Consider the following 24,437-nt stretch of genomic DNA (forward strand, 5'->3'; position numbering starts at 1 on the left):
CGATGCGGCGCATGCGGTCGATTGACCGACTCGCCTGTATCGCTGCGGTTGATAGCAAGCGAAGCCATTTTAAACCTGCAGGGCCTACTATACCAAAACGAACCGTTAGAATACTGGAAAATACAGGTTGCTTTGGAGATTATCGCAAGCGTAGGAGACACGCAACACGACGTTATGCCGGCATCAGCGGCAGTACGACGCCCTAGGAGGAGGAAGTGATGCAACTGACAGCAGGTTCTCCGCGCAGCGAGGCACGGAAATGACCGATAAGATAGGCTATTCGGAAACCGACGTCTTGATCGTCGGCACCGGCCCCTCGGGCGCCACCGCCTCACTCGCGCTTGCATCGTACGGCATTTCGAACATCTGTATCAGCAAATACAGCACGTCGTCGCCAACGCCGCGCGCGCACATCACCAACCAGCGAACGATGGAGATCCTGCGGCACTTCGATCTGGAATCGCAGGCACTGGCGGTTGCGACACCGCAGCATCTGATGGGCGATCAAGTCTATTGCACCTCGCTGGCGGGGCTGGAGATCGCGCGCATCAAGACCTGGCACACGCAGCCCCGCTTCAAGGCCCAGCACGATCTCATCAGCCCGTGCTCGATGGTCGATCTCACGCAGGACCTGCTGGAACCGATCTTGCTCGCCGGCGCGATGCGGGCGGGATCGCGCATTCGCTTCGACACCGAACTGGCGGATTTCGTGCAGGACGAAGACGGTGTGACCGCCACCCTGCTGGATCGCCTGACCGGGGCGACGTCCACGGTCCGCGCGAAGTATCTCATCGGCGCGGACGGAGCGCGGTCCATTGTCGCGAACAAGCTCGATCTGCCGCTCAAGGGGCCAAGCAACGTCGCGGCGAGCGTCGGCTTCTATTTCGATGCGGATCTGTCGCACCTGATGGAGCATCGGTCGGGCGTCCTGTACTGGATTTTCCAACCCGGCAACGGCATCGGCGGCTATCCGATCGGCGGTTTGCGCATGGTGCGTCCATGGCATCGCTGGGTAGCCAGCTGGGGCCACGACATCGCCTCGGGCCCGCCGCAATATACCGACGAAGAAGCGGTCGCGGTCATCCACCGCCTTATCGGCGATACGTCCGTCCCAGTGAAGATTCGCGGCATCTACACGTGGCCGATGAACCGCGTACAGGCCGAAGCTTACGGCCGTGGTCGGGTCTTTTGCATGGGCGACGCCGTTCACCGTCATCCGCCGATGAACGGACTTGGCACCAACACCTCGATCCAGGACGCGTTCAACCTGGCGTGGAAGCTCGCTTATGTGGTGCGCAGTGACGCAGGATCCGGCTTGCTCGACTCGTACGAGGCGGAACGGATGCCGATCGGCCACGATCTGGTCCGCCGCGCCTTCGACAATTTCAGCGTATATGCCCCCGTTGCCGAAGCGCTCGGCTTCACGCGCGGGGAGCAGCCGGCCGAACGCTTCGACACCTTGGCAGAGCGCCTGGCCGACCCCTCGCCCGAGGGCGCGAAACGGCGCGCGGACCTGCGCGATGCGGTGGCGAACAACGTCATCGGCTTCAGTGCGCTGGGCGGCGAACACAACCAATTCTATCGCTCGAACGCGGTCATCCCGGACGACCAGAATTTGACCATCGAAGATCCGGAACTGCATGTCATCTTCGGTGTCGAGGCAGGACGGCGCTTGCCGCATGTCTGGCTCACTCGCCACCAGCAGCGTGTCTCGTCACTGGACATTTGCCAGCCTGGCCGGTTCACCTTGCTGACCGGCATTGCCGGCGGCGCCTGGTTTGATGCCGTGACGCAGGTGATCGCGGACAAGGCGCTTCCGCTCGATGTGGTGCAGGTCGGGCCGGGGCAAATTTGGCAGGATGTTTACGGTGACTTCGCACGGCTGTGCTTGCCGGACGAAACCGGCGCTGTGCTGGTGCGACCCGACCTCTACGTCGCGTGGCACATGGCCACGCAGCCTTCCGATCCGGCGGAGGCGCTGAAGGCTGCGCTCGACGGCGTGTTGGGGCTCGCCCCCGCCGCCTGATTATCGGCCGGTCGGATCGTCAACGCATGGCATCCGGCCGGCAATATGCCTTCCTATGGTGAGGGATCGCCTGCGAGGTTGGCCACTCGCGCGCGTGGCGCGAGCACATGTCGACCTTTGCGACGAGTCGTTGATCGCTGCGCCAAGCGAAAACAGTTCAGATGACAGCGCGTTTCAGCGGGAGGGTGGTTGCCTGACCACCCTCCCGCACTTCAATCAGGCAATAGTCGTGGTGATTTCGCCGATACCCGCGATTTCCATCCGCACGACATCGCCCTTGTCGATCCAAGTGCTCGACTCGGCACCGACGCCAGCGGGCGTACCGGTCAAGATCAGATCGCCCGGATACAGCGTCGAGAAGCGCGAAAGCGCCTCGATCTGTTCCGCGACCGAGAAGATCATCGTCGCGGTGCTCGCGTCCTGGCGCAACTCGCCATTGACCCAGGTTTTCATGGCCAGCGCTTGCGGATCGCCGATCGCCGCGGCCGGCACGATCCACGGGCCGAGCGGGCAGCCCCCGTCGAAGTTCTTGTGGCCATTCCAGTCGAAGCGGAACGGCGAACCTTCGGCCAGCTTCGTGCGCATGATACGGTCGCGCGCAGACAGATCGTTTGCGACGGTATAGCCGGCGACGTAATCAAGCGCATTGGCGGCCGAAACGCCCCGTGCCTTGCGGCCGATGACGACCGCAAGTTCGACTTCATAGTCGAGCGCCTGCGTGTCCTTGACGACATCCGCGATCGGCGACACGACGGTGCGCGGGGCTTTCATAAAGAAGAAGGGGCCGACCCCCATTTCCTTCGGGCCAGGCTGTAGAGGCATACCGCGATGCCGCGAGACGGCGTCCATATGCTCCTGATAGTTGGCGCCCGTGCAATACACCGCATGCGGATACAGGACCGGCGCGAGCAAATTCGTCGGGTCGATCTTCATCCCGCCACCATTAGCCTTGGCAGCGGCTTGACCGAGCGCCTCTTCGGCTTCGTCCCACTGATCGAGAATGGTGGTCGTTGAAGCATAATCCGCGCGACCGGTGATGTCCGCCACATCGTAAAGGAGATCGCCAACCACGATCGCGGCGCGCGGCCCACGTTCGGACGCATAGTTTGCCAGCTTGAAACCGTTCATCTCATCCTCCGTTGATAGCACGGGTCGTGCTCTTATCGCGAAACCCTACAGTATCTTTTTGGAAATCGAATTACTATTTCCATTGGAGCGCTGTGTGCACGTGCTTGATCTGGGTGAACTCGAGCAACTCGTCGATCGATTCCTCGCGGCCGATGCCGGATTGTTTGAAGCCACCAAAAGGGGCCCCGGGGAAATGCAGGCTGGTGTTATTTATCCAGATGTAGCCCGCCTCGATCGACGCTGCGGCGCGGTGCGCGGTGGTCAGGTCGCGCGTGAAGATCGCCGCCGTGAGGCCATATTCCACGCTATTGACCTGGCGCATGAGTTCGGTTTCGTTACGCCAGCGGATGACGGACAGGACCGGCCCGAAAATTTCCTCCTGCGCGACCCGCATGTCGGCTGTGACATCGGCGAAGATGGTTGGCTCGACGAAGAAACCATCCGCAAGCTCGGGTGCGGCGGGAGCCCCGCCGCCCAGAACCAGGCGCGCGCCTTCCGCTTTCGCCAGTTCGATGTAATGCAGCACCTTGTCGCGTTGCGCACGCGAGATCAGCGAACCCATCGTGGTCGCGGGATCTGTCGGCAGACCAGGACGAAACGCACGGGCGCCTGCAACCACCTTTTCGAGAACCTCGTCGTGGATCGAATCATGGAGAAAGAGCCGGGACGTCGACCCGCAGGATTGCCCCGCCCATCCAAAGTTCATGCCCTTGACCGCGCCCGCTGCGGCGCGGTCGATATCGGCATCGGGATAGACGACCATCGCGTTCTTGCCGCCAAGCTCGAACATCACCCGTTTCAGCCGATCGGCCGCGCCGCGCATGATCGCCCGCCCCGTCGCGGCCGAGCCGACCAGCGTCACGATCGGAATATCGGGATGTCCGGTCAGCGCCTCGCCACACGCCACGCCCCCAGTCAGGACGTTGAGCACGCCGGGCGGTAGAATGCCGTCGATGAGTTCCATCAACCGATAGGCCGAGAGCGGAGCCTGCACCGGCGGCTTCATGATCACGCAATTTCCCGCCGCGATCGCTGGCGCCATCTTGCCGCACAGGAACAGCAGCGGATGATTGTACGCGACAATCCGCGCGCACACGCCGACCGGCTCGCGATGACTGACGTTGATCCAATCGCGGCCCAGCGGCATCGAAGAGCCTTTGATTTCGGGCGCGAGTCCGGCGAACAGATCGATAAACGTCGCCGACGCCCAGCTATCCTTGATCGCCTCGCTGATCGGGTTGCCGCAATTGACCGCGTCGATCAGCGCCAGTTCTTCGGCATGGTCGCGAACGACGGTTGCAATCCTGCGCAGCAGCGCGCCGCGCTCGAGCGGCGGCACATGGCGCCATTCCGCGAAGGCGGCCTTGGCACTGGCAACAGCGGCATCGACATCGCGCGCGTCGGCCTCGGCGACTGGCCCCAGGCTTTCGCCTGTTGCAGGGCAGATCGTCTCACCATACCCGCCGATCGGGTCGTGCCAGGCACCGCCATAATATAGCTTCCGATTGTGCGGCAGCGGCGGCAGGACGGGTTTGGTCACAACCATTGGCTCGGCGGCACGGGCGAGAGCTGGGTCAGTCATCGGATTCTCCTTGAAATTCATGCGCGCGCGGCACCAACGCGCGCGACGCGCGCCGCCAATCTACTCCGGTCGCTTCCTGCATCTCGCCAAACGGATCGCATGCCGACGGAAGCCGTTCAGGCCGCCCGCTCTTCCTTGAGCAGGCCGAACTTGCGGTAGATTTCCCGGTTGCTCGCCAGGAAAAGACGCGCCGGCCCCGTGGCGCAGCGGTGGCTGATCCATTGGTCTTGCGGAAGCGCAATGACGTCGCCTTGTTCCCAGGCGAGCACCTCCTCGCCGATCCAAGTTTCGCCCGCACCCTCGGCCACAACGCAGAGCGTGCTGGCTGAACTGCGCGTCGCTTGCGTCGCGTCGCCTTCGCCGATCTGCGTCAAATAGCAATCTATCGTCGGCAAAACAGCGCCGCCACTCACCGGATCAGCATAGCGCACCGTGCGCGACCCGTCCGAATCCGCTGGCGCGGCAGCGACCGCCCGCTGCGCGTCGGCCCAGGCGTACCGAAAAACCGGCGAATAATTCTTCGGATCGGCTTGCGCGACCACCGGCACGAAGGATGCGCCCGTAAAGGCCGAATCGGGCAATGTGGATGTGGCGTTCTGGATCGGCCCGGGCTGGAACCGCGCGGTGCCGAACGCCCGATGGAACGCGACGTCGAGAATATCGACCCACAGGGTCGGCGCGCCGCCGGCATTGCGATGCTCGTGCCAAGTCCAGCCCGGCGTCACGACCAGATCGCCGGGCTCCATCGCGCACACCTTGCCTTCCACGATCGTCTCGGCTCCCTCGCCTTCGAGAACGAAGCGGAGCGCGTGCATGGAATGCCGGTGCGGTCGCGCAAGCTCCCCCGGCATCAGCGCCTGGAGGCACCCGCTGATCGTGCCGCTCGTGGCCTCCGCCGATACATGGGTCGCGGTCGGATTGGCGAGGTTAAGGACGCGTCGTTCCAAGATCGCTGGGATCGTGATCTTTGCGCTTTCGAGCAAAACGGGTCGAGTATCGCGCCAATGCCATACATGCGCTTGCTCGCCTTGCCCGGGCATCGGCGCCGGTTGGCTTTCCCACAAGGGACGAAGATCATTCGTTCTGTAAGCCTGGCGAAGTGCGGGCGAAACAGGATCAGACTCAAAATTGGCGGAAGGTTGCGCACTCATTATCGCTCTCCGAAGATCGGCTCGATCACCGATCGTATCGTTCAAAATAGGCAGCGCGGAGCCTCGTGTCACGAGTTTTTTGGAAACTTTCTCTTTGATTCCGGAATCTGGGCCTTACATAAGAATGATAGATAGACGCTAGGAGACGTGATTATGCCTGCAATTGCTGTTTCGGATTTAGCCCATGTGAGGCTTCGTGCGCCCGATCTCGGTCAAGCGCGTAGCTTCGTTGAGTCTTTTGGTCTGGTTACGACAGAGGCGGAAGCGGGCACGGTCTACTCGCGCGGTACCGACGCCAATCCGCGGTGCCATATATACGAGCTGGGAGAGCCGGCGTTCGTTGGCGCAGCCTTCCTGGTCGAGTCCGAGGATATTTTGCGCGCAGCCGCAACGCGCGATGATGCCTCCGCGATCGAACCGATCAATGAGCCTGGAGGCGGTGTCCGCGTGCGATTGCACGATCCCGATGGCTTCGCGGTCGACCTGATGCACGGCGTCGAGATTTTGCCGGAGATCGTCGTCGACCTGCACCCGGTCAATTCCGCACACGCCCGCAAGCGCCCGGATGGGAATTTCTACCGTCGCCCGCCCGGTCCTTCGCAGATCAAGCGTCTCGGCCATTATGTGACCTCGACGCCGGATGTGAAGCGCATCCGCGCCTGGTATCGCGAAACGCTCGGCCTACTCGGCACCGACGATATCTATGCCGGCAGCGAGGAAAACATCGTGGCGACCTTTAACCGGCTGCCGCGCGGTCAGGAATATGTCGATCACCATGTCTTCATGACGCATCAGTCGCCCGAAGCCGGGCTCAATCACCTCGGTTTCGAAGTGCAAGATTATGATGACATCTTTTTTGGTCATTATTTCATGAAGGAAGCAGGCCTCACGCATCGCACGGGAATCGGGCGACACCGGCTCGGCAGCCAGGTTTACAACCAATGGTCCGACCCCTGGGGACGCGGTTATGAGCATTGGACCGATACCGACGTCCTCAACGAGGAATACGAACCGGCCATGCATCCGATCGACGTTGCGATGAAATCGCAATGGGGCGAGCCTATCCCCCGGCTCAATCAATAAGCGATTAGAAAGGGTTTATCTGGCGGCCATATCGGTGGCCGCCAGATAGCCAAAGGTAATCGCGGGACCGATATTGCAGCCGCCGCTGGGGTTCGTTCCCATGGTCGGGTTCGCCATATCAGGGCCCGCGGCGTATAGTCCTGCGATCGGGACATTGTCGGCGCCCAGCACGCGCGCCTGCGCATCGACCACCAGGCCGCGCGTCGTGGCGGTGTCACCTGGATACAGCCGGATTGCGTAGAATGGTGCCCGCTCGATCGGGCCGAGGCTGGGGTTGGGCTTGTGCTCAGGATCCCCCTGCGCGCGACTATACGGATCCCCGCCCTTACCGAATTCCGGATCGTCCCCCGTCTCCGCATAGAGATTGTTACGCTTGACGGTTTCCGCCAACCCCGCTGGGTCGGCACCCAGTTGCGTCGCGAGCGCCGCGATCGTGGATGCGCGGACGAGATAGCCGTCGCGAATTAAGTTGCTGTATCCGAACGGTGCCGGCAACACCATGCCGAGGCCGTATTTGCGCAGAAAATGGTGATCGCACACCAGAAAAGCCGGTACGGCGTTCGCGCGGTACATGCCCAGCACGAAATCGGAATAGGCCAGACCTTCGTTGACGAACCGGCGGCCATCGGGGCCAACCGCGATCGCTCCCGGTCGACAGCGGTCGAACGCAAAATGCGGGAATCGCAGCTCTTTGCCGCCGCGCGGGGTATAGTGGGAAACGGGGGTCAGGCAATGATCCGACAAATTGCCCTCTCCGAAGCGCGCGCCGGCCGACGTGCCCAGCGCCAAGCCGTCGCCGGTATTTGTGGGCGGCGGTAGCGACAAATGCACCTCCGCAAAGGCAGCGAATTCGCGCCGCATGGCGGCATTGCCGGGAAAGCCACCGGTGGCGAGCATCACGCCGCGCCGTGCGGCAATGGTCGTCTCGGTACCCGCCGCATCGACATACCGCACGCCGCGCACCCGACCGTCCTCGATCACAAGGCTGGTCGCCTCGCTTTTCAGGCGAATGTCGATGCCATGATCGCGCGCCGATTTGAACAGCGCGCCCACCAGGGCATTGCCGAACACGAGCCGTGGCGAGCGCCCGTACCGCAGCTTGCCTACATAATGCCGCGCGAGGAGCCGTGCGGCATATAATGTCGCGCGGGGCGAGCGGGTGGCTTTGACGAGTTGGGCGATGTCGCGGTGATCGACCTGCATGCCGCCAAAGATCATCGTCGTCGGCAAGGGCTGACGCAGCCGCTTCAAATCGCGCCCCAGCACGCTGCCGTCGAACGGCACTGGCATCACGGTGCGCGGTGAAGTGGTGGCGCCGGGCATGTTCATCCGGTAATCCATCCCGCCGGCAGCGGCGAAGCGCACGACGCTGCATGCTTCGAGCGCGGCCAGGGCCTTTGGTCCGTTATCGAGATAGGCATCAACCATCACCGGGTTCATCCGGCCCTGCATGTTATGCGCAAGATATGCCCGAGCAGCCGCAGGGTCGGCTTCCTGCGGTAGCTGCGCGGCACCAGGCAGAAACGCACCGCCGGCGGCATAGGCGGTCGCCCCGCCGACCAGGTCGGTCTTTTCCAGAACCGTCACCGATAGCCCGTGCGACGCGGCGATCAAGGCCGTCGTGAGTCCCGCTACGCCCGACCCGAGCACGACGACATCCGTACTTTGCATATCCGCTCCTTTGGCAGCGTCGATTCAGCGATGCTCGCTTGTGCGTGTTCGTAGATGCATATAGCGCTATGTCAACACTTTGGAAATTTCGCTGATCGGCTGGTAGCAATATGCCGGCGGATGACGGGCTTCTTGCCATCTTTAACGGCCAGCGCCGTCTTAGCCGCGCGATGAGCATGTTCGGGTTGCGCGCCGGCGCAGGATAAATCTTGCACGCGACGCTTGTCGTCGGGATGCTTGCCGGAATAGGCAGTCGGCTTGTTCGTGGGCATTACGTATTTTGGAAAGGACCCGACGATGAAGCGCTCATTGAAAGCGGAAGCGGCGGACGACGATACGTCGGGTCGCACGATGGCCGACATCGTCTACCGAAAGTTGCGCGACGATATCGTCGTTGGAGTGCTGGCGCCCGGCACGCCGCTGCGATCGGATGAGATCAGGGCGGCTTACGGCACCGGTATCAGTCCGCTTCGGGAAGCCCTGACACGCCTGACCGCCGAGCAGCTCGTGACATCGATCGGCCAGCGTGGTTTTCGCGTGGCACCGTTAAGCGCGGAAGATGTGCTCGACACGATGGAAACACGCATTCTAGTGGAAACGGAGGCATTGCGTCTGTCGATCGCGCGCGGCGGCGTCGCGTGGGAGGCCGAATTGGCAGCGGCAGGCCATGCCCTTAAGCGCACACCGTTTCCAATCGGTCCGGGCGCCGAGTCCGACACATGGGCACCGCTCCATTGGCAATTCCATTTCGCGCTGCTGTCCGCTTGCGGTTCCAAATGGCTGCTGCGGCTGTTCGACATCCTGTTCGCACAAGCCGAACGCCATCGGCTGCACGCAATGACGCTGGGCCAGCCGGCACCACAAGTGCGGGACAGGGTCGGCGAGCACGATGCGATCTTCAAGGCGACGATGGATAGAAACGCGCGACTAGCAACGGCGGAGCTCGACCGGCATTATCGCTTGAGCGCAGAACACGTTGCCGCGGTGCTGCGTGGCTCTGAAAGCGGCAAGGATGCGCGAAGCGTCACCTTGGAAATTGCCAACTAGCCGACCGGCTTCGGATTTTGGGTCAGCGCCGGTTGTGGCCGAGCACTGACTTACCAAGATAGGCTAGTTTCTAGCTTAAACTCTTGATTGTGTCCCATTCGCCCGGGGCAGGCCGCTTTGGCGCAATGATTATCGTTCTATCGAACCCAAAAACTTGTTGTCCCCGCGGACTTTGCAATCTAAGCGAGGAATATCCAAAGTTACCGGGAATCGGGAAAATCCGAGCCGTTCCATAGGGGAGAGATGATGAAAGCGATTATCCTGGGTAGCTGCACAGTCGCGCTGGGCGTGGCACTTGCTACATCGGCGCAGGCGCAGCAGGCGGCTTTGCCTTCCAAAACGCCGGCAGCACCGGCTGCGTCTCCACAGAGTTCGGACGCCGGGATCGGCGACATCATCGTGACGGCGCAACGGCGGTCCGAATCGCTTCAGAAGACTGCACTGTCGGTTCAGGTCCTACAAAGCGGTGCGCTGACGAAGGCCGGCGTCACCAATTCCCTCGATCTGACGTCCGTCGTTCCGGGCGTTCAAATCGGTTCGGCCGGACCTGCGCCATCGGTCTATGTGCGCGGCGTCGGCTCCTATTCGTCAACGGCCGGCCAAAGCCCGGCCGTCCCTTTCTATACGGACGGTGTGTATATCGCTCGCTCGCAAGGCTTGAGCAGCGAATTTTACGATGTAGACCGGGTCGAGGTTCTCAAGGGGCCGCAAGGCACGCTGTACGGTCGAAATGCGTCGGGCGGCGCGATCAATGTGCTCACCAAATCGCCGCAGCTCGGCGTATTTGGTGGTCACGTGGATCTGGAATTTGGGAATTATGGTAACCAGACGGGCGAAGCTGCCATCAACGTGCCGATCGGCAAGACCATCGCGGTGCGACTGTCCGGCCAAATCGTCGACAAGGATGGGTACACGAGCGAGAAATATGGTGACGACAAGCACCAATCCGGCCGCGTCAAAATGCTATGGGATCCGGGTGCGGACATAAAGGTTCTGCTTAATGCCAGTTACGGACATATCGGGGGGCGAGGTCCGGCAAACGTCCTGTTGAACCGCGACGTTCCAGGCTGGTACCCGTGGCTTGATATCAGCAGTCCCCAGGTTCGCAACATCGCCAACGCATTGCCCGTGAACGGGGCGTTTAACCCCGCGCTTGGCCAGTTCGGTCCGGGCACGGTCGTCGCCCCTGGCCCTGAACAGGGTAGGCAGGATATGAACTTTTATAACATCTCCGGTCAATTCGACTGGACGATCTCGCCCTCTGCGACGCTGACTGTCATGCCAGCCTATCGGTACAGTTCCATTCGACACAACACGCTGATCGGCGGTACTTTATTTTCCAACGGGTATGGCGTCGGCAATTTGCCCGCAGACCCTGAGACGTCCAAGCAGACGTCCTTGGAAGTTCGCCTGACGGGAACGCTCGGCGCGTTAAAATATGTAGCGGGCGGCTATTATTTCAACGAGGACCAATTCCAGCTTTACGGAATTAGGGGTGGTGCGCTTCAGAATAACGGCGTTGGTTCGAACTTCGGAACCAAAAGCTATTCCGCCTTCGGTCAGGCGACGCTCAAGATCGTCGACCGTGTTCGCCTGATTGGCGGATTACGCTACACTTCCGACAAGCGTTCCATCTCAAACGGCGTGAGCTATTACGTCGCGCCACAAATCCTCTTGCCGACCGATGCCTGCTTCGTAGCCCTGGCCGTGCTTGGACAAGCGCAATGTGCGACGGACCGCTATGCTGGAACCAAGACGTTCACCGACGTCTCCTGGAAAGGCGGCGTCGAAGCCGATATTGCCGGCGGGGGCCTGGTCTATGCGACCGTATCGCGCGGGTTCAAAGCGGGCGGCTTTAACACGCAGAGCACGGTGGCGAAGCCCGGTAGCGGGACAGTGGTCGGCGGGGCGCTGCCGTTCGAGCCGGAGACGTTGATTTCCTATGAGGCTGGACTCAAGACCCGGTTCCTGGACAACAAACTTCAGGTGAATGTTGAAGGCTTCTACTGGGATTACAGCAATCATCAGGAGCCGCGTATCACCTTTACCCCCGCCGGGGCGTTGAACCTGATCTATTTCAATGCCGGCAAAGCCTATTCTTATGGCGGTGCCGTGGACGTGATCGCCCGCCCCTGGCGGGGCGCTACGATCTCGTTCACGGGCGAATACACCAAATCGAAATATGTCAATTTCGTCTATCAAGTCCCAACCGCCTTCTTCAATCCCGCGTCGAGTGGCTGCAAAGTCGGGGCTTCGGTCGGGGGTCAGACCCCGATCGATTGTTCGGGATTTCAACTGGCACGGACGCCTGAGCTGACGGGCAGTGCCAGTGTCGCGCAGTCGTTCGACCTTGGCGCAGGAAAAGTCGTCGCAAATGCTGACATGACGTATGCGGCTTCGCGCTGGCTCGCGGTTGATTTCATTCCGATCGAACGGGCCAAGGCCTATGCAACGCTCGGTTTGGCGCTCACCTATCGCGCGCCACGTGATCGGTATTCCGTCACGGGCTTCGTCAGGAATGTGACCAATGCGACGCCCTATACGTTCTCGATCACCGGCGGGCTTTTTCCGGTCTATTCGGCCAACCTTAGTTCGCCGCGCAGCTATGGTGTACGGATGTCCGCAAACTTTTGATTAGGCGGACACGGGCTTCGCCACGTAACGACCGGCAGCGACGTCGGTAAAATAAGAGAACGAAGTAACATGACGACGGCACATCTGGTGGGCAGCATCAATCTGTCGGACGCGGCGGAGGTCTTCTCATCGGTTGCGTCGGAAATGGGCCAATGCATCGCGCGCATTCCCGATGGCGAGACCGATCGACCGTTCGTGCAATGGATGATGTCGCAGGTGATCGGCCATCCGGACGTCGAAATGTTGCCCGGCGGCGCGCTGGGGAATGTTGTGCCCCGGCTGGCCTTGAATAGCGACGCCGTCCGGTTCGACGAATTCGGTTTTGCCGATGCAGCGCGGAAATCCTTCGCCGTCTTCAGCGATCTGAAGCGCCGCGGCGCGGTGCCCCAGGCCACGCGGTTTCAGGTCAGCATTCCCACGCCGCTCACGATCGCCAGTGCGGTGTGCCCGCCCGAACATCAGCAGCGCATGGCGGCGGCGCTCGAGGATGCGTTCCTGCGTGACGTGACCTCGATGTGCGCCACGATCCCGCATGACGAACTGGCGATCCAATGGGACATGCCCGGCGAGATCGGTGCCATGGAAGAATATTTCGCGACGTGGTTCGGCACCGATACGACGCCGATAGCCAAGCAGACACAGTGCTTGTCCGCCGCCGTACCGGAGGCGGTCGAGCTGGGGTTTCATCTGTGCTACGGTGATCCGCCCCCCGCCGAGGGCGAGCATGGCAAGCATTTCATGGAACCCCGCGATACCGCGATTCTGGTGACGATGGCGAACGTCATCGCCGCCAATACCGGCCGCCGGCTCGACTGGATCCATCTACCCGTGCCGATCGCGCGCGACGATGCGGCCTATTTCGAAGCGCTCGCACAGCTTGCGATCGACAGCCGCACCGAAGTCTTTCTCGGGCTCGTCCATGAGCAGGATGGCGTCGAGGGCGCGACGCGGCGTGCCGCGGCGGCGCAGCGGTTCTGCGGTGCTTTCGGCATCGGCACCGAATGCGGGATGGGGCGCCGGGCGCCGCACGAGATTGCGCCGTTGCTTCGGCTGCATGCCGACGTCGCAGCAGCGGTAGACGCGCAGGCGAAACAGCCGCAGGCGGCCCGGTGACCAAGGCACAATAAGGCCGCGCGTTTTTGGCACACAGACTTAAATGGATACCAAGGGTGCATTAGATCTCTTATTAACGCCCTTCATGGCGGTTTGTGGGATACCGTATTGCCAGAAGCGCTAGTGCGTCCTATGAGGGCAGAAACGACGGAGGTTGCTATGAAGAGTCTGCAGGATAGGATCGATGGGGCCGGTGGGCCGCTGCCCATGTTGCGCGGCTCGAAGATCGGACAATATGTTTTCCCGGTCGCACCCGAGTTCAGCAACTGGCGCGACGAGCAGGAGGCATGGGCCAACACCGCGGTGCTGCTCGACCAGTCGCACCACATGACCGATCTCTATGTCGAGGGTCCCGACACGATCCGGCTGCTCGCCGACCTGTCGATCAACAATTACAAAAACTTCGGCCGCAACAAGGCCAAGCAGTTCGTCGCGTGCAACCATGACGGCTATGTCATCGGTGACGCGGTGCTGTTCGGGCTCGACGATTACCGCGTCAATATCGTCGGACGGCCGCACGTGCCGAACTGGGTCCAGTATCATGCGCTGACCGGCGGCTACGATGTCGTCGTCGAACGCGACGAGCGCACGATCGTCAACGGCAACGGCCGCGGGCGCCGCAGCTACCGCTTCGAGGTACAGGGGCCGAAGGCCTGGGCGATCCTGGAAAAGCTCAATGGCGGGCCCATCGACGAGATCAAATTCTTCTCGATGGGGCAGATCACCATCGCCGGGCGGCGTGTCCGGGCGCTGAAGCATGGCATGGCGGGTGCGCCCGGTCTTGAATTATGGGGTCCGGCGGCCGAGTCGGAGCTGATCCGCGATGCCATTCTCGAGACGGGCCGCGAATTTGGTCTCGTTCAGGGCGGCGCGCGTGCGTATTCGACCGCCAGCACCGAATCGGGCTGGTTCGCATCAGTGCTACCTGCGGTCTACACCGATCCCAAGCTCGCCGACTATCGCGCCTGGCTGCCGGCCGCAGGGTTCGAGGCGACCGGATCGCTCGGCGGCAGCTTCGTTTCGGACCGGATCGATGATTATTACATTCGCCCGCTGGACGCGGGGTATCGCTTCATCGACTTCGAGCATGACTTTATTGGCCGGGACGCATTGCTCGCACACAAGGATGAGCCACACCTAAAAAAGGTCACGCTGACCTGGGACATCGAAGATGTCATGCGCATCGCGCGGTCACAGTTCAACGATGGCGACGAGCGCTTCAAGTTCATGGAGGCACCGGCGGCTTATTTCGCAACCTTTCCGTTCGATACCGTTCTGGTCAATGACGAGCGGGTCGGCTTCTCGACCTACGTCGTCTATAGCTCGAATCAGCGCCGCTGGATCTCGCTCGCGTTGGTCGATGCAGCGCGCGTCGCCGACGGCGACGTGGTGGAGATCGTCTGGGGTGAGCCTGAGGGCGGATCGCCCCGTCCGATTGTCGAGCGTCACCAGCAGACCAGGGTCCGCGCGATCGTCGGCCCGAGTCCGGTCGTCTCGCAAATACGCGAAGGCTATCGTCCCTATCTAGACCACTCAGCCTAACGAAAGCGCCACTACGTATCCGAATCCTATTTGATGAAGGCTGGCACGCGTCGCACGTAGCGCCGGCCAGCCTTATCGATCCGGCCAGAGTTGGTATTATAGCGACGGCATACCTATCGCAACATTACCGCTATGAGTCCGTCAAAAGTACAAAGGTCAATGAAGAGATATTATAAAGTACCCTATACACTCGAAACAGTTGTGCTGCCGAAATAGCGATGCATTGATTGAGCAGATTTTTTTAATTCGAACTATTCTCCGCTAGAGGATTTGGGGCATTTGGGGATTAATCAGCCGCTGGACTTTGCATACCCTTTCGTATTGCTCGATGACGCTCGCGTTGTAAACGCTGGATTAACTCGCCTTTACCGCAATCCGGTCGAAATCATTAAGACTGAAGAACGCAATCAGATACCCGACTGCCTTGCTGAACTTCGCGGCGCCGCCGGTCGCGGTCTTCATGCTGCAGGCTGGATCTCCTACGATGCGGGCCCGCCCGGTGAGTCCTGTGTTTCCTCGGCCTACGGACCGCTGCTGTGGTTTGGGCTTTTTAGCGAATACCAGATCGTGAAGAACGTTCCAACCTTGCTGCCCGATCCAGCCGGCGCTTGGGCAGGGCCGCCGGTACCTCAAATTGATGTAGCCGGTTATGAGGAAGCCTTTACACGCGTTAAGAAATATATTGTCGCTGGCGACATCTATCAGGCCAACTTAACTTTCCAGACGAGCTGCGCCGTACTGGGCGACCCCCTAGCTCTTTACGCGCGTATCCGCGGCCATGCGGCCGCCGGCTGGGGCGGCATTGTTTTCGATGGGAGGCATACATTCTTGTCCTTCTCGCCGGAATTGTTCTTTCGCCTTAACCGCGACCAACTCGAAGCCCGTCCGATGAAAGGAACTGCTAAACGCTTTGCAGATCGGCGCGCAGACGCAGCGACGGCGACCGCGTTACCTCTGGACGAAAAACAACGTGCCGAGAACCTGATGATCGTCGACCTGTTGCGAAACGACCTATCGCGGGTAGCGATTCCGGGGAGCGTAAAGGTTCCTGCACTCTTCACAGTCGAAACCTATCCAACCGTCCATCAGCTAACATCAACCATCGTCGCAACGCTGGCGGACGGCGCAGATGCAATCTCGGTATTAGAAGCTTGTTTTCCGTGTGGATCAATAACCGGAGCGCCTAAGCTGCGCGCGATCGAAATTGCCGCCGAAGTGGAGGCAGGTCCGCGCGGAATCTATACCGGGACAATCGGGCACATCGATCAAGGGGGGGACGCAGCCTTTAACGTAGCGATCCGAACCATGGTATTAAAGGATCTTCCATCTGCGACAACGGAAGCGACGCTTGGCATCGGATCAGCAATAGTAGCTGACTCCACATGCGAAGCGGAATGGCAGGAATGCCTCCTAAAAGGAGCCTTCATTTCCTCTGCGATGGTGCCTTTCGATTTGGTCGAAACGATGCGTTTCGAAGTGGATAAGGGCATTTTGGATCTCGATCGACATTTCGTGAGACTTCGGGGCGCCGCGGCGGCCTTCGCGTTTTACTTCGAGCCACAACTTCTGATCAAACAGCTGCAAGCAGCAACCTCCTTGCTGTTGGTCGATAGCCGGGTGCGCTTGCAATTATCTCGATCAGGCAATGCAGTAATCGATGTGCAGGCGCTCCCGCACACGCCGATCTATCCTATCATTGTGCCGATCGTTCCTCTGCCCGTTTCGGAAAATGACTTTCGGTTACAGTACAAGACCAGTGACCGCAGCTTCTATGATAGTGCGCGCGCGAACTATTTCGAGGTGCTGTTTGTACGGAACGATGGCCTGCTGACCGAGGGCAGCTTCACTAACTTATTCGTGCCACGTGAAGACGGTATTTTACTTACGCCTTCGTTGCGTTATGGTCTTCAGTCGGGAGTTTTGCGCCAGCGGCTTATCGAACAGGGAGCTGCAGTCGAAGCCGACCTGATGGAGACTGACCTGAAGTCAGGCTTCAAGATCGGGAACGCCGTGCGCGGTCTGCTGAACGCTCGGTTACCCTAAAACGCGATTTTTCGGTTAATCTCGACGTCACCCTGTTTCTCCCGGGCGCTTAGTGGTCATTCGTGGCTCTGGTCGAATGAAAAAGGTCGAAGCCCACGATAGCCTGCCCGAATATCGGCTCTTCCTCAAAGACGTCGTTCCTAGGTCCAGTGACCTCATAGGCTCCAAAACGGCCAACTTGAAGAACGGGAGGGGAACATTTCTGTGCGATTGACTGTTGCGATTGGACATCGAAAGATCGGGTCTTCAGTGGTTGGGAGCAGATGATGTCGGTCGGCGATGCGGGCGTTGCGGAGGGGACCTACTTCTGCACTGGAGAATTGGATTTGACGATCTGGCGCTTTTGGAAGCCAAGCCCTTGTCCTCCCGCCTGGGATTTGCCGTGCAATTGCTGACCTGTCGCGCGACGGGCCGTTTTGTGAGAGTCCATCGGGAGCTTCCTAGTGCGGTCATCGCGTATCTGGCGGAACAGACCGGCGCTCGCGTGCCCGAATTGGCGGACTATGACTGGCTCAGCAGGTCCGGGCGGCGTCATCGCGCAGAAATCCTTAGGGTCAGGACCCATTGATGTGAGAGGCGCGATCTGATTCAGGCTCTGCGAGGAGACTGGCGATGAGCAACCTGTACTGGCTGACGGACGACCAGATGGCGCGGCTGGACCGTATTTTCCCAAGAGCCACGGTAGGCCGCGGGTCGATGATCGGCGGGTGTTGAGCGGCATTGTTTTCGTGAACCGCAACGGGCTGGGTTGGTGCGATGCGCCCAGGGAGTACGGACCGCACAAGACCCTCTACAACCGGTGGAAGCAATGGGGCGAGAGGGCGTTTTCCTGCGCATGATGGAAGGACTGGCTGCTGCGAGCGCCACGCCCAAGACGATCATGATCGACGCGACCTATCTCAAGGCACACCGCACGGCATCGAGCCTGCGGGTTAAAAAGGGGATCTCGGGCGCCTCATCGGTCGTACCAAAGGGGGCATGAACACCAAGCTGCACGCCGTCAGCGATGCAGAAGGTAGACCGCTCAGCTTCTTCATGACCGCTGGCCAGGTCAGCGATTACACCGGCGCTGCAGCGCTGCTCGACGATCTGCCCAAGGCGCAGTGGATGCTGGGCGACCGCGGCTACGACGCAGACTGGTACAGGGACGCCCTTCAAGCAAAGGGCATAACACCCTGCACTCCGGGACGAAAATCTCGGAACGTGCCCATCAAATACGACAAGCGCCGCTACCGAAGCCGCAGCCGCATCGAGATCATTTTTGGCCGCCTGAAGGACTGGCGCCGCGTCGCCACCCGCTACGATCGATGCCCGACGGTCTTCTTCTCTGCCATAGCGCTCGCCGCCACTGTCATCTTCTGGCTCTGGTCAACGAGTCCTGAGCCTAGTGCAGCCGTTCGCCTTGAGGCCCGCGCGGTTCGCGAAGCGGCAGGTAGAGCAAGCGGAGATATTCGTCGGCAAGCGCGCGCGCGGTATCGGGCAGCAGCTTCTTCACGGTCCCCGTAAACGAACCCCCGACAAAGAGTGGCTCGACGCCGGACGCCTGACGCTCATCTCGACGGAGGACATCCCGGCCGGGGGGCTAATCCGGCCGATGGCCGCAGCCTACCCGTCCGATGCGCCGCCTGGCCCAGCCGGGCGCTGGCTGATCAACCACTTGAAGCAAGCTGCGATGAGTAGACAACCGCGTCCCAAGCCCGACATTCATAACGGCAAGAGCGGTTCGCATTAGACTGACGGGATAGCTTACTGCGGGTGCTGGCACCGCATGACGACCATGTTCGGCGAGCGGTTTGGCGTGATCCCCGTTCCCCCGACAGAGCGGCTGCGTTGGCCATCCATGGATCTATGAGGCTCGAGAAGAATGCCTAGCAGCCGCTTGCGCTTTCTTGCCATGGGTGCCCATGGCATAGGAAGCGATGTCCTTCAGCGTCCGGGTCGTGTCCGCCAGCAGGGGCGCCGACAGAACGAGGCGTTGTTCGACCAGCGCCTTGCCCTGGACGTAATCGCGGGTCGCGTTGACGCAATCGAGTGCGATGACGGCTCCCCGTTTCAGATAGACGACAGAGAAACTACGGCTGGCGACGGCGCCGCGCACGATCGCCTGGTCATGGTCGATCGATAGGCCGACGGTCTGCAGCTTCAGGTCGTATTGCTGTGACCATAACCAAGGCACGGCGTGGTAGGGTTCTGGCGCTCCGGTGATCGCCTTGGCGACGATGGTGGCCATGTCGCTGGCGTTCTGGACCGATTCGAGGCGGATGGCGCGGCCGTCGGCGAAGCTGTTCGCGTGCATCGCGCAGTCGCCGATCGCGTAGATGTCGGGCAGCGAGGTGCGGCACTGCGCGTCCACATCCACGCCGTTGTCGCCCGCAGCTCCTGCCTCGACCAGCTGTTGCACTGCAGGCACGATGCCGATCCCGACGATCACCATGTCGACCGCAACCCGCTCGCCGCCCGCAAGCCGCACCGCCGCGGCGCGGCCGTCGCTCTCCTCGATGCAGTCGACTACGGTCGACAGCCGGATATCGACACCGTGGGCGCGGTGTTCGGCCTCATAAAACCGCGAGAGCGGCTCGCCGGCAACGCGGGCGAGTACGCGCGGCAGCGCCTCCAGTGCTGTGACGTGCTTGCCGAGCTTCGCAAGCACAGCGGCCGCCGCCAGCCCGATATAGCCGCCGCCGACGATCGCGACGCGCACGGTGTTGGCGAGCTCGCCGGCCGTCCGATCGACATCCGCCCGGCTGCGCACGCTGTGAACGCCCGACAGGTCATGGCCAGCGCAGCTCAGTCGACGGGGGTGACCGCCGGTCGCCCAGAAGAGCGTGCCGTAGCCGAACGTGCCGCCATCCGAAAACGTCCCCCGGTGATCCGCCGGCTCGACTGCGACAACGCGCCGCTTGGTCATGATCGTGATTTCCCGTTCCGCATAGAAGACCGGCGGTCGGATCAGGCTGCGCTCGAAGCTCTTGTCGCCCGCCAGATAGTCCTTGCTAAGCGGCGGCCGCTCGTAAGGCAGATCGGGCTCTTCGCCCACCAACGCGATGGTGCCAGCAAAGCCGCGCTGGCGCAGCACGATGGCCGCATGCGCGCCGCCATGCCCGGCGCCGACGATCAAGACGTCCGCCTCGCTCACGTCGGTCTCCGGCATCAATCCTCCGGCGCGATCGTGACCCGCAGCCCGTCAAGCACATCGACCAGCGCGATCTGGCAAGATAGCCGCGAGTTCGGCTGCCGGTGATTTGAACTGTCGAGCAGCTCGTCCTCGTCCGGCGTGATCGCAGGCAGCTGATTGCTTCCATCGTCCACATAGACGTGGCACGTCGCGCACGAACAACAGCCGCCGCACATGGCGAGCAGCTCGTCGAAGCCATTGTCGCGGATCGCTTCCATCACCGATATGCCTGCGGGTGCCTCGACGTCGGTCGCCAAACCCTCACGGGTGATAATGGTCAGTTTCGGCATCGCATGTCCTCGCCCTGATGTGCGCTCACCGTGCCGAGGGCCGCGCCGTGCCAGCGCAGATGGTCGGCCATGAACGTCGAGATGAAGTAATAGCTGTGGTCGTATCCCGGCTGCATCCGAAGCGTCAGGTCGATGCCCGCCGCGTCGCATGCGTCCACGAGGAATCCAGGTCGGAGCTGATCGTTCAGGAACGCATCGGCATCGCCCTGGTCGATTAGCAGAGCTGGCACACGCGCGCCGTCCTCGATCAGCGCCACCGCATCGTGCCGGCGCCAGCCTGCGCGGTCGTCGCCGAGATAGCCGCCCAGCGCCTTCTCGCCCCATGGCACCTGGCTCGGCGCGACGATGGGCGCAAACGCCGAGACGGACCGGAAGCGGTCGACCCGCGTCAGCCCGATGGTCAGCGCGCCATGGCCGCCCATCGAATGGCCCATTATGCCCTGCCGTGCCATGTCCACCGGGAAATGTTCCGCGACCAGCGCGGGCAGCTCCTCGGTGACGTAGCGCCACATCTTGTAGTTCGCCGCATAGGGCGGCTTGGTGGCATCGACGTAGAAACCGGCACCCAGGCCGAAATCATACGCGCCGGCGGGGTCGTCCGCCACGCCCTCGCCGCGCGGCGACGTATCAGGCGCGACGAAGATTAGCCCCAGTTCGGCGCATGCAGCGCGGTACTCGCCCTTGTCGGTCACGTTGGCATGCGTGCAGGTGAGGCCGGACAGATACCAGACGACCGGCAGTTTCGCGTCGTCGGCATGCGGCGGCACATAGACCGAGAAGGTCATGTCGGTCCCGGTCGCGGCCGATGCGTGTCTGTACACGCCCTGCACGCCGCCATGCGCGCAGGAGGTCGAGACCGTCTCCATCAGTACACCACGACGCTGCGGATGCTCTCGCCGGCGTGCATCAGGTCGAAGCCCTTGTTGATCTCGTCCAGCGACAGGACGTGAGTGATCATCGGATCGATCTCGATCTTGCCGGCCATGTACCAGTCGACGATTTTGGGCACGTCGGTCCGCCCCTTGGCGCCGCCGAACGCGGTGCCGCGCCAGTTGCGCCCCGTCACCAGCTGGAACGGGCGCGTAGCGATCTCCTTGCCCGCCTCCGCCACGCCGATGATGATCGACGTGCCCCAGCCGCGGTGGCAGGCCTCCAGCGCCTGGCGCATCACCGTCGTGTTGCCGGTGCAATCGAACGTATAGTCCGCGCCGCCGTCGGTAAGTGCGACGAGGTGCTGCACGATGTCGCCGTCCACCGTCTTCGGGTTCACGAAGTGGGTCATGCCGAAGCGCCTGCCCCAATCCTCGCGGTCCGGGTTGATGTCGACCCCGACGATCATCCCCGCCCCCGCCATGCGCGCACCCTGCAACACGTTAAGCCCGATGCCGCCCAGACCGAAAACGACCACTGTGTCGCCGACCTGGACCTTGGCGGTGTTGACCACCGCGCCGACCCCGGTCGTGACGCCACAGCCGATGTAGCAGGAGGACTGGAACGGCGCGTCCGCGCGGATCTTCGCCACCGCGATCTCGGGCACCACGGTGAAGTTCGAGAATGTCGAGCAGCCCATGTAATGGAAGATCGGCTGCCCCTTGTACGAGAACCGGGTCGTGCCGTCGGGCAGCAGCCCCTTCCCTTGCGTCGCGCGGATCGCGGTGCACAGGTTGGTCTTGCCGCTGAGGCACGACTTACATTGCCGGCACTCCGGCGTGTAGAGCGGAATGACATGGTCGCCCGGTGCCACGCTCGTCACCCCCGCGCCAACCTCGCGGATGATCCCTGCCCCCTCATGCCCCAGCACGCTCGGGAACAGCCCCTCGCTATCGAGACCATCTAGCGTGTACGCATCGGTATGGCAGATCCCCGTAGCCATGATCTCGATGAGCACCTCGCCAGCACGAGGGCCTTCCAGATCGAGCTCGACGACCTCCAGCGGCTGCTTCGCCTCGAACGCTACCGCTGCGCGGGTCTTCATGCGTGTTGCTCCAGATAAAAAGAATACGACGTCATGCCGCTGCCACGATCCGATTGCGCAGCGTTCCCAAACCTTCAACGGTCGTCTCGACGATGTCCCCGGCGCGTAGATAGGTGCCGGTCGCCTGGCCTACACCGCCAACGGTGCCGGTCGCGAAGATATCGCCCGGCTCCAGCGTCATCATCGTGGATGCGAAGGCGATCTGTTCCTCGGCCGAAAAGATCATGTCGCCGGTGCTGCCCTGCTGCTTGACCTCACCGTTGACGGCCAGCCGCAGCGTCTGCGCATCCGTCGCGCCGGCGAACGCGCGCGGCACGAACAGCGGGCCCATCGGCGCGAAACCGTCGTGCGACTTCGAGGACAGCCAGTCCGTCTTGAAGTTCGGCCGGTCGGCGCGCCACAGCAGGTCGCGGCAGCACAGATCGTTGGTGACCATATAGCCGGCGATGTGATCGGCCGCATCGGCGACCGCGATGCCCCGCCCGCGCCGGCCGATCACGACCGCGAGTTCGGCCTCCCAGTCCATCTGGTGCTCGCCGGGCGGCAGCGCGATGTCGTCATAGGCGCCGGTCAGTGCGCTCGACGCCTTGAGAAAGAGATAGGGCTGCGCCCCATCCTTCTCGCCGGTGAAGCGCCTGGCCGGGTCGGCGTTGCCGGCAGCGACGTTGTAGGCCGCCATTTCCTTCACGTGCTCGCCATAGTTCGCCCCGGCATGAAGCATCTTACCAGGGCGTGCGATTGGAGCATGGTAACGCAGCGTTTCCCGCTCCAGCGCTTCCGCAGCCGCAAACGTGCCGGCGCCGACATGCCGCTCGAGCGCGGCGACGCTCGCGTCCCAATCGTCCAGCAGATCGAGAATGGTTGCACCCACCCAGGCCGGATCGAGCGCGTCGAGCCGGACGATCCGCTCGTCCGCGGCAACGCCCGTAAAGGTGGCGTCCCCCCGCGAGAAACGGCCCAGCCCGAAGCTCACAGCCCAATCACCCGGCGGGCGTTGTCGATCTCGATCGCGCGACGTGACGCGTCATCGACTGGCAGGGCATCGACGGCGGCGATCGTCCCCGTCATCAGCTTGCGCCCGCCTGCAAAATCGAACGGCGCATCCGATGCGAACAAAATATGGTCCGTTCCGAAGAAGGCGTGCGCGCATTGCGCCGCGGCGGCAGATCCGTTGAGCGCGGTGTCCGCGTACAGCATCCGGTAATAGTCCAGCAGCGGCTTCTTCAGGCCCGCCTTCTCCGCCAGCGGGTTGTGGCCCTCCGCACCGTCGAAAATCTGCGTGAAGCCGATGGCGATCTTTTCCGCGAAGAACGGGACCATGCCGCCGCCATGATGGGTGATGATCTTCAAGCCGGGGAGCTTGTCGTAGATGCCCGAGAAGATCAGTCGCGTGACCGCCGCACTGGTCTCATAGGGCCAGCCGAAGGTGAACCAGATCTCGTCGGCCGAGACGTGCTCGGTCGGGTAATCGGCATGGTGCGGCCCGCGCATCGGGTGGATCCACACCGGCTTGTCCAGCCGTGCCATCGTCTCGAACAGGGGCAGGAACTCGGGCGCGCTTAGCGGCTTGCCGAGCACGTTGCTGTAGATCTGGATACCGCATGCGCCGAGTTCGGTCACCGCCCGCTCGGCTTCCACGACCGCGGCGTCCGGGTTGTTCATCGGCAATGCGGCGGTGAAGCCCGGGAAGCGATCCGCATTGGCCTTCTGCACTTCGGCCAGCGCGTCATTGGCGAAACGGGCATACTCCGGCGTGACGTCGGGCGTGCCAAGCAACTCGATCGGCGGGTTGGAGAGCGACAGGATCTGCTGATAATCGGGGTATTCGTCCATCAGCCGCAGGCGGTGGTCTAGGCTCCACAGCTCCGGCAGCTTCTCGAAGCTGAGCAGTCCGAAATTGCCGGGCAGCAGCCCTTGGAACCGGCGGAACACCACCTCGGGCAGGAAGTGACTGAAAACGTCAAGGCGCATTGGCAT

The 24,437-nt window shown here is 62.0% G+C and carries 19 protein-coding genes and 1 pseudogene; 9 read left to right on the forward strand and 11 right to left on the reverse strand.

What is annotated here, in order from left to right; translation table 11 throughout:
* Window positions 1–259: 259 nt before the first annotated feature.
* Window positions 260–2,026: an FAD-dependent oxidoreductase gene (locus ABIB28_RS13990; RefSeq protein ID WP_354288728.1), complete on the forward strand. Its 1,767-nt coding sequence runs from the start codon at window positions 260–262 to the stop codon at window positions 2,024–2,026.
* A 216-nt stretch (window positions 2,027–2,242) separates the two neighbouring features.
* Here the strand turns inward: ABIB28_RS13990 and ABIB28_RS13995 are convergent, their stop codons facing one another.
* The 3 genes from ABIB28_RS13995 to ABIB28_RS14005 form a co-directional block, all read right to left on the reverse strand.
* A complete protein-coding gene (locus ABIB28_RS13995) occupies window positions 2,243–3,154 on the reverse strand; it encodes a fumarylacetoacetate hydrolase family protein (RefSeq protein WP_354288729.1) in 912 nt (303 codons plus the stop codon).
* A 73-nt stretch (window positions 3,155–3,227) separates the two neighbouring features.
* Complete coding sequence (locus ABIB28_RS14000) at window positions 3,228–4,736, reverse strand: aldehyde dehydrogenase family protein (protein ID WP_354288730.1); 1,509 nt, start codon at window positions 4,734–4,736, stop codon at window positions 3,228–3,230.
* A 116-nt stretch (window positions 4,737–4,852) separates the two neighbouring features.
* The gene (locus ABIB28_RS14005; RefSeq protein WP_354288731.1) at window positions 4,853–5,683 is read right to left on the reverse strand and encodes a cupin domain-containing protein; all 831 of its coding nucleotides are present in this window, start codon (window positions 5,681–5,683) and stop codon (window positions 4,853–4,855) included.
* A 357-nt stretch (window positions 5,684–6,040) separates the two neighbouring features.
* On the opposite strand from ABIB28_RS14005, the gene ABIB28_RS14010 reads away from it, so the two are divergent.
* Window positions 6,041–6,970: a VOC family protein gene (locus tag ABIB28_RS14010; protein WP_354288732.1), complete on the forward strand. Its 930-nt coding sequence runs from the start codon at window positions 6,041–6,043 to the stop codon at window positions 6,968–6,970.
* Between the two features lie 15 nt (window positions 6,971–6,985).
* Here ABIB28_RS14010 and ABIB28_RS14015 read toward each other — a convergent pair whose 3' ends face one another.
* Together ABIB28_RS14015 and ABIB28_RS14020 are read right to left on the reverse strand one after the other, a co-directional pair.
* Entirely contained in the window at window positions 6,986–8,641 is a 1,656-nt protein-coding gene (locus ABIB28_RS14015) for an FAD-dependent oxidoreductase (protein ID WP_354288733.1), read from the reverse strand.
* A gap of 71 nt (window positions 8,642–8,712) precedes the next feature.
* Window positions 8,713–8,913, reverse strand: a complete 201-nt coding sequence (locus ABIB28_RS14020; RefSeq protein WP_354288734.1) for a hypothetical protein — start codon at window positions 8,911–8,913, stop codon at window positions 8,713–8,715.
* A 25-nt stretch (window positions 8,914–8,938) separates the two neighbouring features.
* Between ABIB28_RS14020 and ABIB28_RS14025 the strand changes: the two genes are divergently transcribed.
* From ABIB28_RS14025 to ABIB28_RS14055, 7 genes and pseudogenes are all read left to right on the forward strand, one after another.
* Window positions 8,939–9,688, forward strand: a complete 750-nt coding sequence (locus ABIB28_RS14025) for a GntR family transcriptional regulator (protein ID WP_354288735.1) — start codon at window positions 8,939–8,941, stop codon at window positions 9,686–9,688.
* A 246-nt stretch (window positions 9,689–9,934) separates the two neighbouring features.
* Window positions 9,935–12,322, forward strand: coding sequence for a TonB-dependent receptor (locus ABIB28_RS14030; protein ID WP_354288736.1), 2,388 nt, complete (start codon window positions 9,935–9,937; stop codon window positions 12,320–12,322).
* Window positions 12,323–12,391: 69 nt separating this feature from the next.
* Complete coding sequence (locus ABIB28_RS14035; protein WP_354288737.1) at window positions 12,392–13,435, forward strand: hypothetical protein; 1,044 nt, start codon at window positions 12,392–12,394, stop codon at window positions 13,433–13,435.
* A 159-nt stretch (window positions 13,436–13,594) separates the two neighbouring features.
* Window positions 13,595–14,977 (forward strand): aminomethyl transferase family protein, encoded by a 1,383-nt coding sequence (locus ABIB28_RS14040; protein WP_354288739.1) that lies wholly within the window; start codon window positions 13,595–13,597, stop codon window positions 14,975–14,977.
* Window positions 14,978–15,298: 321 nt separating this feature from the next.
* On the forward strand, window positions 15,299–17,020 hold the full coding sequence (gene pabB, locus ABIB28_RS14045) for an aminodeoxychorismate synthase component I (RefSeq protein WP_354288741.1): 1,722 nt from the start codon (window positions 15,299–15,301) through the stop codon (window positions 17,018–17,020).
* Between the two features lie 253 nt (window positions 17,021–17,273).
* Window positions 17,274–17,588: a DUF4158 domain-containing protein gene (locus ABIB28_RS14050; protein WP_354288742.1), complete on the forward strand. Its 315-nt coding sequence runs from the start codon at window positions 17,274–17,276 to the stop codon at window positions 17,586–17,588.
* A gap of 44 nt (window positions 17,589–17,632) precedes the next feature.
* Window positions 17,633–18,385: pseudogene (locus ABIB28_RS14055) on the forward strand (IS5 family transposase); the annotation flags it as partial.
* 481 nt (window positions 18,386–18,866) lie between these two features.
* Here ABIB28_RS14055 and ABIB28_RS14060 read toward each other — a convergent pair.
* From ABIB28_RS14060 to ABIB28_RS14085, 6 genes are read right to left on the reverse strand one after another with little or no spacing between them, the layout of a single operon-like run.
* Window positions 18,867–20,171 carry an NAD(P)/FAD-dependent oxidoreductase gene (locus ABIB28_RS14060; RefSeq protein WP_354288744.1) on the reverse strand — a complete coding sequence of 435 codons (1,305 nt, stop codon included), beginning with the start codon at window positions 20,169–20,171 and terminating at the stop codon, window positions 18,867–18,869.
* Window positions 20,171–20,485, reverse strand: a complete 315-nt coding sequence (locus tag ABIB28_RS14065) for a 2Fe-2S iron-sulfur cluster-binding protein (RefSeq protein WP_354288745.1) — start codon at window positions 20,483–20,485, stop codon at window positions 20,171–20,173. The genes ABIB28_RS14060 and ABIB28_RS14065 overlap by 1 nt, the downstream gene beginning before the upstream one ends.
* Window positions 20,473–21,351, reverse strand: a complete 879-nt coding sequence (fghA, locus tag ABIB28_RS14070; protein WP_354288746.1) for an S-formylglutathione hydrolase — start codon at window positions 21,349–21,351, stop codon at window positions 20,473–20,475. The genes ABIB28_RS14065 and fghA overlap by 13 nt, the downstream gene beginning before the upstream one ends.
* Window positions 21,351–22,460, reverse strand: a complete 1,110-nt coding sequence (locus tag ABIB28_RS14075) for an S-(hydroxymethyl)glutathione dehydrogenase/class III alcohol dehydrogenase (RefSeq protein ID WP_354288748.1) — start codon at window positions 22,458–22,460, stop codon at window positions 21,351–21,353. The genes fghA and ABIB28_RS14075 overlap by 1 nt, the downstream gene beginning before the upstream one ends.
* A 31-nt stretch (window positions 22,461–22,491) precedes the next feature.
* Window positions 22,492–23,433 (reverse strand): fumarylacetoacetate hydrolase family protein, encoded by a 942-nt coding sequence (locus tag ABIB28_RS14080; protein ID WP_354288750.1) that lies wholly within the window; start codon window positions 23,431–23,433, stop codon window positions 22,492–22,494.
* Window positions 23,430–24,431, reverse strand: a complete 1,002-nt coding sequence (locus ABIB28_RS14085) for an amidohydrolase family protein (protein ID WP_354288751.1) — start codon at window positions 24,429–24,431, stop codon at window positions 23,430–23,432. The genes ABIB28_RS14080 and ABIB28_RS14085 overlap by 4 nt, the downstream gene beginning before the upstream one ends.
* Window positions 24,432–24,437: the final 6 nt, after the last annotated feature.

This window comes from Sphingomonas sp. UYEF23 (assembly GCF_040546165.1).
Taxonomy (GTDB): domain Bacteria; phylum Pseudomonadota; class Alphaproteobacteria; order Sphingomonadales; family Sphingomonadaceae; genus Sphingomonas; species Sphingomonas glacialis.